This is a genomic window from Sulfitobacter sp. OXR-159 (assembly GCF_034377145.1).
GTDB lineage: Bacteria > Pseudomonadota > Alphaproteobacteria > Rhodobacterales > Rhodobacteraceae > Sulfitobacter.
In genome coordinates this window covers 3,002,294-3,014,134 of sequence record NZ_CP139707.1, presented here as the reverse complement: position 1 = coordinate 3,014,134, position 11,841 = coordinate 3,002,294, and the positions used below count along the sequence as shown (strand labels likewise).

The following is an 11,841-nucleotide window of genomic DNA, read 5'->3' as shown; positions in this document are numbered from 1 at the left end:
CAGATGATCCTTTGCTGCGGAGAAGCCCTGATCGATATGATCCCAACCCCAACCACCGCAGGCCCCGATGGCTTTGTGCCCCATGCGGGCGGGGCGGTCTTTAACACGGCCATCGCCTTGGGGCGGCTCGGGGCGCAGGTGGGGATGCTGTCGGGCCTGTCGTCTGACATGTTCGGGCGGCAGTTGGTCGATGGGCTGAAGGCCAGCCATGTGGATGTCTCGCATCTGGTGGTGTCCGACCGTCCGACGACGCTGGCCTTTGTTCGGCTGGTCGGTGGCCATGCAACCTATGATTTCTATGACGAAAATTCGGCCGGGCGCATGATCACGCCGGGGGATATGCCTGCGCTCTCGGCTGAGGTCTCGGCGCTGTATTTCGGCGGGATCAGTTTGGCTTGCGAGCCGGGCGCGGATGCCTATGCAGACCTGCTGGCGCGCAACGCCGAAGGCCGTGCGGTGATGATCGACCCCAACATTCGCCCCGGTTTCATCAAGGATATCGAGCGTTATCGTCAAAGGCTCGACCGGATGCTGGCGCTGTCGGACATCGTGAAGGTCTCGGACGAGGATCTGAACTGGATCAACCCCGCGCCCCTGTCGCTGCGCGATAAGGTGGCCGAGTTGTTGGCCAAGGGGCCGTCGGTTGTCATCCTGACACGTGGGGGCGAAGGGGCAACGGGCTATCTGGCCAATGGTGAAGAGGTGCAAGTCCCTGCCGTGAAAGCCGAAATCGTCGATACGGTCGGCGCGGGCGATACGTTCAATGCAGGCGTTCTGGCCAAGATGTCCGAGCTGGGTCAGCTCCATAAATCCGCGCTCGCCACCCTTTCGCCCGAGGTGTTGACCGAGGCGCTGGCCTATGGCGCGCGCGTCGCCGCCGTGACGGTCTCGCGCGCCGGGGCGAACGCGCCTTGGGTAGAGGAAATATGAAATGTTGAAGAACCGCCTATCTTTTTCGTTCAGATATGTTAGCGCTACCAGTGGCCGCCCTGAGGAGGGCGCAGGAGGGATGGCGATGGCTTTGAGCAATCGAAAACATGGTGCCGCCGCGCATCAACGCAGGCAGGAGGGCTGACCCCATGGTATCGCGCGTAATTCCGGTTGACCCTTTCGACCTCGTCATTTTCGGCGCGACCGGCGACCTTGCCCGGCGCAAGATCCTGCCCGGTCTATTCCACCGTTTCACCGTCGGCCAGATGCCCGAAGGCGCACGGATCGTTGGGGCGGCCCGCTCCGAGCTTGATGCTGATTCCTTTCGCAAGATGATCCGCGACAGCCTTTTGGAGTTTGCCCCCAAGCTCGCGCAAGAAAGCGCCGCCTTGGAGCGGTTCCTTGGCATGGTGCATTACGTGCGCGTGGATGCCTCGGGCGATGCGGGCTGGGCGGACCTCAAAGACCTGATGCGCGATGATGTCGTGCGGGCCTTTTACCTCTCGGTCTCGCCGTCGCTATTCGGCACGATCGGCGGCAAGCTGCATGATCACGGCATCGCCACCCGCGACAGCCGGATCGTCGTTGAAAAGCCCTTTGGCCATGATCTGGCAACCGCGCAGGCGCTGAACGCCGATCTGCGGGCCAATTTCGATGAGAGCCAGATTTACCGCATCGACCATTACCTCGGCAAAGAGACGGTGCAGAACCTGATGGCGCTGCGTTTCGCCAATGCCCTGTGGGAGCCGCTGTGGAATTCCACCCATATCGACCATGTGCAGATTACGGTTTCCGAGAGCCTCGGCGTCGAAGGGCGGGGGGAGTATTACGATAAATCCGGTGCCATGCGCGACATGGTGCAGAACCACCTGATGCAGCTTTTGTGCCTGACGGCGATGGAGCCGCCCTCGCGTTTTGACCCCAATGCCGTGCGCGATGAGAAGGTGAAGGTGATCGAGGCGTTGGAGCCCGTGGCGCAGAAGGATATCGCCCGCGGACAGTACCGCGCCGCCAATGGGGCGGGCAGCTATCGCGATCATGCGGGCGACCCCGACAGCCGCACCGAAAGCTTCGTCGCCATGAAGGTCAAAATTGCCAATTGGCGGTGGGCGGGCACGCCCTTCTATCTGCGCACGGGCAAAAAGCTGCGCGGGCGTAGCTCCGAGATCGCGGTGATCTTCCGCGACCCGCCGCATATGATCTTCCCCGCGATGGAGGGGCATAAGGGCAACGCCCTGATCATCCGCCTGCAGCCGGATGAGGGCATCACCCTGCGCAACACGATCAAAGACCCCGGCCCCGGTGGCATGCGTCTGGCCGAAGTGTCGCTGGATATGACCTTTGCCGACGCCTTGGGCGAACAGGCCACTCCGCAAGACGCCTATGAACGGCTGATCATGGATGTGATCCGTGGCGATCAGACCCTGTTCATGCGCGGGGACGAGGTCGAAGCCGCCTGGGCTTGGGCCGATCCGATCATTCACGGCTGGGAAGAGACCCGGCAACCCCCGTACCCCTATGACCCCGGCAGCTCAGGCCCCGAAGAGGCGCTGATGCTGATGCACCGCGACGGCCGCCGCTGGCGCGAGATCACACGAAAGGACGACCAATGACCCTGCATTCCACGATTGACCGCGTCACCGACCGTATCATCGCCCGCAGCGAGGCGACCCGGCGCCCCTACCTCGACCGGATGGAAGCGGCGCGCGCCAAAGGGCCAGCGCGGGCGCATCTGTCGTGTAGCGGGCAGGCCCATGCCTATGCGGCGTCGGGCGAAGACAAGGACCGTCTGGCGACCACCAGTGCGGGCAATCTGGGGATCGTGACCACCTACAACGACATGCTCTCGGCGCATCAGCCATTCGAGCGTTACCCTGATCTGATCCGTGAGGCCGTGCGCGCCGCGGGCGGAACGGCGCAGGTGGCGGGCGGGGTGCCGGCCATGTGCGACGGGGTAACCCAAGGCGAGGCGGGGATGGAGCTGTCGCTTTTCTCACGCGATGTGATTGCTTTGGCGGCGTCGGTGGCACTCAGCCACAACACCTTTGACGCCGCCGTCTACCTTGGGGTCTGCGACAAGATCGTGCCGGGGCTGGTGATCGCGGCGCAGGCCTTTGGGCATCTGCCTGCCGTCTTCCTGCCCGCCGGGCCGATGGAGAGCGGGCTGTCGAATGACGAAAAAGCCAAGGTGCGCCAGCAGTTTGCGGCTGGAGAGGTGGGGCGCGATGCGCTTATGGCTGCCGAGATGGCCGCCTATCACGGGCCGGGCACCTGCACCTTCTATGGCACCGCCAACACCAACCAGATGCTGATGGAGTTCATGGGGCTGCACCTGCCGGGGGCGAGTTTCGTGCCGCCGAACGGAATGCTGCGTGATGCGCTGACCCAAGAGGGGGCGAAACGGGCACTGGCGCTGAGCGCTCTGGGCAATGACTACACGCCCGTGGCTTCGATCCTTGATGAAAAAGCGTTCGTGAATGGGATCGTCGGGCTCAATGCCACGGGCGGGTCGACCAATCTGCTGATCCACCTTATCGCCATGGCGCGGGCCGGGGGGATCATTCTGGATTGGGAGGATTTTTCGGACATCTCCGACATCACGCCGCTGCTGGCGCGGGTCTATCCCAACGGTCTGGCCGATGTTAACCATTTCCATGCGGCGGGCGGCCTTGGCTATATGATCGGTGAATTGCTGAAGTCCGGTCATCTGCACCCCGACACCCATACCGTCGCCGGGCAGGGGTTGGAGCATTACACCTCCGAGCCGAAGCTAAAGGCCGATGGTTTGGTTTGGGAAAAGGGCGCGGGCGAAAGCCTGAACGAGAAGATCCTTCGCCCCGCCAGCGATCCCTTCCAGCCCACCGGCGGGCTGCGCCGCATGGCCGGATCGCTTGGCACCGCTTGCATGAAAGTCTCTGCCGTCGCGCCCGAACACCACATCATCGAAGCCCCCGCGCGGGTCTTTGCGGATCAGAATGAGGTGAAGGCAGCGTTTAAAGCGGGCGAGTTGACCGACGATGTGATCGTTGTCGTCCGTTTCCAGGGGCCAAAGGCCAATGGCATGCCTGAGTTGCACAGCCTGACGCCGCTTCTGTCGATCCTTCAAGGGCGCGGGCAGAAAGTGGCTTTGGTTACTGATGGGCGCATGTCGGGGGCATCGGGCAAGGTGCCCGCAGCGATCCACGTCAGCCCCGAAGCGGTCGATGGCGGCCCCATTGCGCGGGTGCAGGATGGCGATATGCTGCGGGTTGACGCAGTTGCAGGGACGCTTGACGTGCTGGCCGAAGGGTTCGATGCCCGTCCCAACGTCACCGCTGATCTTTCTGCTTACCATGCCGGGACGGGGCGCGAGTTGTTCGCTATGTTCCGCGACACAGTCGGTTCTGCTACCACCGGCGCAACCATTTTTGGAGGCTGATCCATGACCCTTACTGCAAAAGACGCCAGCCGTCGCACCCGCGAAATCTGTGCGCTTGCCCCGATCGTGCCTGTTCTGGTGATCGAAGACGTCGCACACGCCCGGCCATTGGCTGAGGCGCTGGTCGCCGGGGGGCTGCCCGCGTTGGAAGTGACCCTGCGCACGCCTGCCGCGCTGGATGCGATTGCGGTCATGGCTGAGGTCGCGGGCGGCCATGTGGGCGCGGGAACGCTGATCACCCCCGAAGACGTGCGCGCGGCGAAACGGGCGGGGGCGACTTTTGGCGTCTCGCCCGGTGCCACCGACGCACTGATCGCCGCTTGCGAAGAAGAAGAACTGCCACTGCTGGCCGGTGCCGCCACGGCGACCGAGGCGATGCGGCTGTTGGAACGTGGCTATGACATGCTGAAATTCTTCCCCGCCGAAGCTTCTGGCGGGGCACCCGCACTCAAAGCCATCGGCGCACCGCTGCCGCAGATCACCTTCTGCCCGACAGGCGGCGTCAGCCCCGATAATGTGGAAAGCTACCTGAGCTTGCCCAATGTGCTTTGCGCGGGCGGCAGTTGGGTGGCCCCGAAAAAGCTGATCGACGCGCAGGATTGGGTAGGGATCGAAGCGCTGGCACGTGCAGCAGCGCAATCGGGAAAGGCGGGCTAATCCCCTAAAGACTGGTGGCAGTTTGGCTTTGGCGTCGGCCATGGAAAGCCTGCCGTCAACAGATGGAGTGGTTGCCGCCCTCCCCAGACGGCATCGCAATGTGCCAAGGTCGTGGTGTTGAAAGCCACACAAAGAGGAGGACGGCGAGATGAAGGATATGATGATCGGGGTCGATCTGGCAAAGAATGTTTTTCAAGTTCATGGGGCGCTGCACACGGGGGAGATTCAGTTTCGCAAGAAGCTGACGCGAACGCAGTTTCCCGTGTTCATGGCTAAGCAGGAGCCAAGCTTGGTTATCCTCGAGGCATGTGGCAGCGCACATTATTGGGCGCGCGAGATGGAAGCGCTTGGACATGAGGTAAAACTCATCGCGCCACAGTATGCTCGCCCGTTCGTGAAGCGCCAGAAAAACGACGCTGCCGACGCCGAGGCGATTGTCATCGCGGCTCGCCAGCCCGAGATGCGCTTCGTGGAGCCTAAAACAGTCGAGCAACAATCGCGCGCGGCAGTTTTCCGTGGCCGGGAACGCCTGGTGCATCAGCGGACGGCGGATGTGAACGCCTTGCGGGCGCTGTTGTATGAGCATGGGCATGTGTTTCCTCAAGGGATACGCAGTCTTAATCGCATCACAGCGCTTGTAGAGGATAAGACTGCCGACTTGCTGTCATTGATCCGCGAGGAGTGCTTGGACCTGCTGGCGCAGATTGCAGAGAAAACGGCGCGTATCAACGAACGCACCGCGAAACTCGAGTCGCTGGCCGCTGAGTCAGACAGGGCGCGCAGGCTTCAGACTATGCCCGGTGTTGGGCCACTGACGGCCATCGCTGTAGAAGCGTTTGGACCTGATATGGCGCAGTTCAAAACGGGACGTGACTTTGCGGCTTGGTTGGGTCTGGTGCCCAAGCAACATTCTTCGGGAGGCAAAGAACGTTTGGGGCGGATGACCAAGGCCGGGCAAGCTGATATAAGACGTCTCTTGATCATTGGGGCAATGTCGCGGCTGGGCTGGCTCGGACGGCGCACAATTACGGAGGGCAGCTGGCTATCACGATTGTTGGCGCGCAAGCCCAAGATGCTGGTCGCTATCGCGCTGGCCAATAAGATGGCCCGGCAAATCTGGGCGATGCTGACAAAGAACGAAGATTACAAGGATCCGGCGCTGGCAGTCGCGGCATGATGCTCTTGTTGAACTGCTAGCGACGGTGCCAAGGGGAGTGTAAGAAGACGACGACCTGAATGGGCAAAACGATCGAATAGATCTGGATTGGGAAAACCAGTTAGGGCCTACGAGCTCAGAGCTCGCTCAACAGATTTGGACCTGATCCGCTGATCACCATCCCGGCCCGCGGCTTTTGGAAGTGCCGCATCTCGAGGCCTTACAGAAGACCGCACTCGATCACTCGCCAATAGGGTCAAAAAATTCTTGCACTACGGGCGGCAACCACAGAAGACCCTTGCTGGCTGGCCGAACTTATCTCTATATTGACTTTAGTTTACGCGCGCAGCGTTACGTCAAGGGAGGGTTAAGATGGGGCAGCAAAAAATCCGCAATATGGAGGAGTTTGCCGCTGTAAGTGGCATTTCCCGGCCCACGCTGTCGAAATACTTTAACGATCCCGACAGCGTGCGGCGCTCGACCCGCGAGAAGATTGAAGCGGCGCTGAGCCAGCATGACTATCGTCCCAATGTCTATGCGGTGAACCAAAACCGCCGCAAAACCCGCAACATCGGCGTTGTCGTGCCCAACCTCTCCGACCCGTTCTTTTCCGAGATTGGCCGCGAGGTGGAACTGGCCTGTCTGGCGGCGGGGTATAGTCCGATCTTGCTCAGCTCGCACGGCAACCCGGCGCAGGAGCGGGCCAATCTCGACTCGCTTCGGGCGCTGAAACCTGCGGGCGTGCTTTTGGCGCCCTTCGGCAAAGCCTCGGACCGGGAGGCGATCGCGCGCTTTTGCCGGGATGTGCCCGTCGTGACCTTTGACGCCAATGTCGAAGGGGTCTGTGAGGCTTTCGTGGGTACCGACAATTTTCAAAGTGTAGAGTTGATTGTCGAATATCTGTGCCGCAGCGGAGAGCCGCCCTGCTTTTTCGAGATGAAGACACCCAGCAACCCGAACGCAAACAAGCGCCGCCAAGCCTATCTTGAGGCGATGGAGCGGCACGGCTTTGCCCCGCATATCCATCAGGTGCCGGGCGAGGGGTGGAACTTTGAAGAGATCGGCGCGATCGAGGGCGGGCGGCTGATTTCGGCAGGGGCGTTTGAGACCGATACGGTGCTCTGTTCGAATGACCGTTTGGCCATCGGGGTGCTGTCAGCGGCCTATGAGTTGGGGCTGCGGGTGGGCCATGGCAAGGACTGCGCTATGCGGATCGCGGGGCAGGATGACCACCCGTTTTCGCGCTATACCTGCCCGCCGTTGACCACCATCGCGCAGGATTACGGCGCCATCGCGAATCGCGCGGCCAGCACGCTGTTCCGTATTATCGAAAGCGAAACCCGCCTGACCGAGCGCGAAGAGACGCTGTTTGACGGCAAATTGGTGATGCGCGCCTCGGCCTAAGCTATTGAGTTCGCAAGTTGCTCAGAAAATAGTTATCGCGCGTAAAATTTAATTTGACTGCGCGTTATGTAGACCGTTAGTCTCGTTCCATCATCTATAGAGGGAGGAACTATCGATGTTCTCGAATAAATCATTGCACGCTGCGACGGCCCTGTCCCTGATCATGGGCGGCGGCGCTTTTGCTGAGACGATCACCATCGCCACCGTGAACAACGGCGACATGATCCGGATGCAAGGCTACACCGACAAATTCACCGAAGAGACCGGCCACGAAGTGGAGTGGGTCACGTTGGAAGAGAACGTGCTGCGCCAGCGCGTCACCACCGACATCTCGACCAAGGGCGGTTCTTTCGACATCATGACCATCGGCATGTACGAGACGCCGATCTGGGGCGCGAACGGCTGGCTGGTGCCGCTGGATGACCTCAGCGAAGAATACGACGCGGACGATATCCTACCCGCGATGGCCGGTGGTCTGAGCCACGAAGGCACGCTCTACGCCGCACCCTTCTATGGCGAAAGCTCCATGATCATGTACCGCACTGATCTGATGAAAAAGGCCGGCATGGAAATGCCGAAAGACCCGACTTGGGAATTCATCCGCGAAGCCGCCGCCGCCATGACCGATCGTGAGAACGACATCAACGGCATCTGCCTGCGCGGCAAGGCCGGTTGGGGCGAAGGCGGCGCGCTGATCACGGCGATGTCCAACTCCTTCGGCGCACGCTGGTTCGACGAAGACTGGAACGCCCAGTTCGACACCGAGGCTTGGGCCAATACCATCAACTTCTACAAAGACCTGATGGATGAGAGCGGCCCAGCGGGCTATGCCTCCAACGGCTTCAACGAGAACCTCTCGATGTTCCAGCAGGGCAAATGTGGCATGTGGATCGACGCCACAGTGGCGGCGTCCTTCGTGACCAATGCCGATGATTCCACCGTGGCCGACAAGGTTGGTTTTGCGCTGGCACCGGACACAGGCCTTGGCAAACGTTCCAACTGGCTCTGGGCCTGGGCGCTGGCGATCCCGGCGGGCACTCAGAAAGAAGATGCCGCGAAAGAGTTCATCGAATGGGCCACCTCGAAAGACTACATCGAGATGGTTGCAGAGAACGAAGGTTGGGCCAACGTTCCTCCCGGCGCGCGCAAGTCGCTCTATGAGAACCCCGAGTACCAAAAAGTGCCCTTCGCACAGATGACACTCGACTCGATCCTGTCGGCTGATCCTGAGAACTCCACCGTCGATCCGACGCCTTACGTCGGTGTTCAGTTCGCCGCGATCCCAGAGTTTGCAGGCATCGCGACCGACGTGAGCCAAGAGTTCTCTGCCGCCTATGCCGGTCAGCAGACTGTCGAAGAGGCACTTGAGAAGGCACAGGACCTGACCAACGACGCAATGGAAGCTGCTGGCTACCGCTAAGCCGCTGCTCCTCCGGCACAAAGGGCGGCGAACACCGCCGCCCTTTTCCGCCCAACCACCTGATATGATACCCTTCACCTAAACGCGGCATCCGCCGCCTGCAGAGGAGATGTGCCCGATGGCTACCCAACATTCCCGATCAGCGGCACGCCTGATGATGGCCCCTGCGGTGGTCTTGCTCCTTGGATGGATGCTCATCCCGCTGACCATGACGCTCTATTTTTCCTTCAAGAAATACCTGCCGATGCGCGGCGGTGATCTGGGCTGGGTGGGGTTTGACAACTACGTGCGTTTCGTCACCTCGAGCGCCTTCTGGCCCTCGGTGATGACCACGCTGATTATCGTCGGCGGTGTGCTGGCGATCACGGTAGGCTTGGGCATCTTGCTCGCCATCCTGTTGAACCAGCCGATGTGGGGGCAGGGCTTTGTCCGCATCCTCGTCATCGCGCCCTTCTTTGTTATGCCCACCGTTTCGGCGCTGGTGTGGAAGAACATGTTCATGGACCCGAACTACGGGCTTTTCGCCTACCTTTGGGAATTCTTCGGGGCGACCCCGGTGCAATGGATGAGCCAAGCCTCGCTGACCTCGATCATTATCATCGTGTCATGGCAGTGGCTGCCCTTTGCGACGCTGATCCTTCTGACCGCGATCCAATCGCTCGACCGCGAGCAGCTTGACGCCGCCGAGATGGACGGCGCGCCCGCTACCAAACGTTTCGCCTATATCACCCTGCCGCACCTGGGACGCGCGATCACCGTGGTGATTTTGATCCAGACGATCTTTCTGCTGTCGATCTTTGCGGAGATTTTCGTGACCACGGGCGGTGCCTTTGGGACCAAAACACTGACCTATCTCATCTTCCAGCGGGTGCTGGAAAGCCAGAACATCGGCCTTGGATCGGCAGGCGGTGTCTATGCAATCATTCTCGCCAATATCGTTGCCATCTTCCTGATGCGCATCGTCGGCAAGAACCTGGACGCCTGAGGAGGAGACATCATGGCACGCGCAGTCACCAGACAACGCAAGATCGTCAACACGGCCCTCGCATGGGGTATCGGTTTCCTGATCTTCTTCCCCATCCTTTGGACCATCCTCACCAGCTTCAAGACCGAGGCACAGGCCATCGCCGATCCGCCGATCTTCCTCGGCTTTGATTGGACGCTGGCCAACTACGAGGCGGTTCTGGAGCGGTCGAACTACGGGCGGTTCTTGTGGAACTCGATCATCATCGCCGGGGGCTCGACCGTCCTTGGCATCCTGATCGCGGTGCCCGCCGCATGGTCGATGGCCTTTGTGCCCGGCAAGCGGACCAAAGACATCCTGCTCTGGATGCTCTCGACCAAGATGCTGCCCGCGGTGGGTGTGCTCTATCCGATCTACCTGCTCTGCATCCAGTTCGGTGTGCTCGACAGCAAGATCGCTTTGGTCATCATCTTGATGCTCATCAACCTGCCGATCATCGTCTGGATGCTTTATACCTACTTCCGCGAAATCCCCGGCGAGATCTTGGAAGCGGCACGGATGGATGGGGCAAGCCTGCGTGAAGAGGTGCTTTATGTCCTCACGCCCATGGCGATCCCCGGCATTGCCTCCACGCTGCTGCTGAACTTCATCCTCGCATGGAACGAAGCCTTCTGGACACTCAACCTCACCGCGGCCAAGGCGGCACCGCTTACCGCCTTCATCGCGAGCTATTCCAGCCCCGAGGGCCTCTTCTACGCCAAGCTCAGCGCGGCCTCCACCATGGCCATCGCGCCAATCCTCATCCTCGGCTGGTTCAGCCAGAAACAACTCGTCAGCGGCCTGACTTTCGGCGCAGTCAAGTAAGTAAGGGACAGTCACATGGGACAAATTAAACTCAATCAGGTTTCCAAAAGCTTCGGCGATGTGGAAGTCATTCCGCCCCTTGATCTGACCATCGAAGATGGCGAGTTCACGGTCTTCGTCGGCCCCTCGGGCTGCGGGAAATCCACACTGCTGCGGCTGATCGCGGGGTTGGAGGATATCACCTCGGGCCATATCGACATCGACGGCACGGATGCGACCCATGTGCCGCCCGCGAAACGCGGTCTGGCGATGGTATTCCAATCCTACGCGCTTTACCCGCATATGTCGGTGCGCAAAAACATCGCCTTTCCGATGAAAATGGCCGGGCTGCCCGTGGATGAGCAGAACCGCCGGATTGAAGCGGCTGCCAAAGCGCTGAACCTGACCGACTATCTTGATCGTCGTCCGGGCCAACTGTCGGGCGGTCAGCGCCAGCGGGTCGCCATTGGCCGTGCCATTGTGCGGGAGCCCTCGGCGTTCCTGTTCGATGAGCCGCTGTCGAACCTCGACGCCGCGCTGCGGGTGGGGATGCGTCTGGAAATCAGCGAGCTGCACAAGCGGCTGGCGACAACGATGATCTACGTGACCCACGATCAGGTCGAAGCGATGACCATGGCCGACAAGATCGTCGTGCTACGCGCGGGCTATATCGAACAGGTCGGCACCCCGCTTGAGCTTTACTACAAGCCGCGCAACGAATTCGTCGCGGGTTTCATCGGGTCGCCCAAGATGAACCTCATCAAAGGCGCCGAAGCCGAAGCACGCGGCGCGCCGACGATCGGCATCCGCCCCGAGCATTTCGACGTCTCCACCACCGAGGGCGCTTGGGAAGGCACCATCGGTGTGGCCGAGCATCTGGGTTCTGACACCTTCTTGCACATCCACGGCGTTGCGGGCTGTGACCCGATGACCGTGCGTGTGGATGGGGAATTGTCGGTCAAACATGGCGACCGTATTTTCCTCACCCCGCAGGCGGACAAGCTGCACCGGTTCGACGCACAAGGCCTTCGGGTCGAGTAATGCAAGCG

The 11,841-nt window shown here is 60.9% G+C and carries 10 protein-coding genes; all 10 read left to right on the top strand.

The genetic code is table 11. The annotated features are described in order from the left end of the window. The first annotated feature begins 3 nt into the window (after window positions 1-3). Window positions 4-930 carry a carbohydrate kinase family protein gene (locus tag T8A63_RS15525; RefSeq protein ID WP_067627022.1) on the top strand — a complete coding sequence of 309 codons (927 nt, stop codon included), beginning with the start codon at window positions 4-6 and terminating at the stop codon, window positions 928-930. Window positions 931-1,079: 149 nt separating this feature from the next. Beyond that, window positions 1,080-2,543, top strand: a complete 1,464-nt coding sequence (zwf, locus tag T8A63_RS15520) for a glucose-6-phosphate dehydrogenase (RefSeq protein WP_322344351.1) — start codon at window positions 1,080-1,082, stop codon at window positions 2,541-2,543. After that, a complete protein-coding gene (edd, locus tag T8A63_RS15515; RefSeq protein ID WP_322344350.1) occupies window positions 2,540-4,348 on the top strand; it encodes a phosphogluconate dehydratase in 1,809 nt (602 codons plus the stop codon). The genes zwf and edd overlap by 4 nt, the downstream gene beginning before the upstream one ends. Before the next feature lie 3 nt (window positions 4,349-4,351). Continuing rightward, a complete protein-coding gene (gene eda, locus T8A63_RS15510) occupies window positions 4,352-5,005 on the top strand; it encodes a bifunctional 4-hydroxy-2-oxoglutarate aldolase/2-dehydro-3-deoxy-phosphogluconate aldolase (protein ID WP_322344349.1) in 654 nt (217 codons plus the stop codon). A 148-nt stretch (window positions 5,006-5,153) separates the two neighbouring features. Then, a complete protein-coding gene (locus T8A63_RS15505; RefSeq protein WP_067629787.1) occupies window positions 5,154-6,182 on the top strand; it encodes an IS110 family transposase in 1,029 nt (342 codons plus the stop codon). Window positions 6,183-6,533: 351 nt separating this feature from the next. Then, complete coding sequence (locus tag T8A63_RS15500; protein ID WP_322344348.1) at window positions 6,534-7,565, top strand: LacI family DNA-binding transcriptional regulator; 1,032 nt, start codon at window positions 6,534-6,536, stop codon at window positions 7,563-7,565. 115 nt (window positions 7,566-7,680) lie between these two features. Continuing rightward, window positions 7,681-8,985, top strand: a complete 1,305-nt coding sequence (locus T8A63_RS15495) for a sugar ABC transporter substrate-binding protein (protein WP_322344347.1) — start codon at window positions 7,681-7,683, stop codon at window positions 8,983-8,985. A gap of 118 nt (window positions 8,986-9,103) precedes the next feature. After that, entirely contained in the window at window positions 9,104-9,970 is an 867-nt protein-coding gene (locus T8A63_RS15490; RefSeq protein WP_120350206.1) for a carbohydrate ABC transporter permease, read from the top strand. Window positions 9,971-9,982: 12 nt separating this feature from the next. Then, window positions 9,983-10,813, top strand: coding sequence for a carbohydrate ABC transporter permease (locus T8A63_RS15485; RefSeq protein WP_067625898.1), 831 nt, complete (start codon window positions 9,983-9,985; stop codon window positions 10,811-10,813). Window positions 10,814-10,828: 15 nt separating this feature from the next. After that, complete coding sequence (locus tag T8A63_RS15480; protein ID WP_067625895.1) at window positions 10,829-11,833, top strand: ABC transporter ATP-binding protein; 1,005 nt, start codon at window positions 10,829-10,831, stop codon at window positions 11,831-11,833. The last annotated feature ends 8 nt before the right edge of the window (window positions 11,834-11,841 follow it).

What these genes read in the sequence shown, in the direction of transcription:
- T8A63_RS15525 (WP_067627022.1), top strand. Translation starts at nt 4, where the DNA reads ATGATCCTTTGCTGCGGAGAAGCCCTGATCGATATGATCCCAACCCCA.
- zwf (WP_322344351.1), top strand. Translation starts at nt 1,080, where the DNA reads ATGGTATCGCGCGTAATTCCGGTTGACCCTTTCGACCTCGTCATTTTC.
- edd (WP_322344350.1), top strand. Translation starts at nt 2,540, where the DNA reads ATGACCCTGCATTCCACGATTGACCGCGTCACCGACCGTATCATCGCC.
- eda (WP_322344349.1), top strand. Translation starts at nt 4,352, where the DNA reads ATGACCCTTACTGCAAAAGACGCCAGCCGTCGCACCCGCGAAATCTGT.
- T8A63_RS15505 (WP_067629787.1), top strand. Translation starts at nt 5,154, where the DNA reads ATGAAGGATATGATGATCGGGGTCGATCTGGCAAAGAATGTTTTTCAA.
- T8A63_RS15500 (WP_322344348.1), top strand. Translation starts at nt 6,534, where the DNA reads ATGGGGCAGCAAAAAATCCGCAATATGGAGGAGTTTGCCGCTGTAAGT.
- T8A63_RS15495 (WP_322344347.1), top strand. Translation starts at nt 7,681, where the DNA reads ATGTTCTCGAATAAATCATTGCACGCTGCGACGGCCCTGTCCCTGATC.
- T8A63_RS15490 (WP_120350206.1), top strand. Translation starts at nt 9,104, where the DNA reads ATGGCTACCCAACATTCCCGATCAGCGGCACGCCTGATGATGGCCCCT.
- T8A63_RS15485 (WP_067625898.1), top strand. Translation starts at nt 9,983, where the DNA reads ATGGCACGCGCAGTCACCAGACAACGCAAGATCGTCAACACGGCCCTC.
- T8A63_RS15480 (WP_067625895.1), top strand. Translation starts at nt 10,829, where the DNA reads ATGGGACAAATTAAACTCAATCAGGTTTCCAAAAGCTTCGGCGATGTG.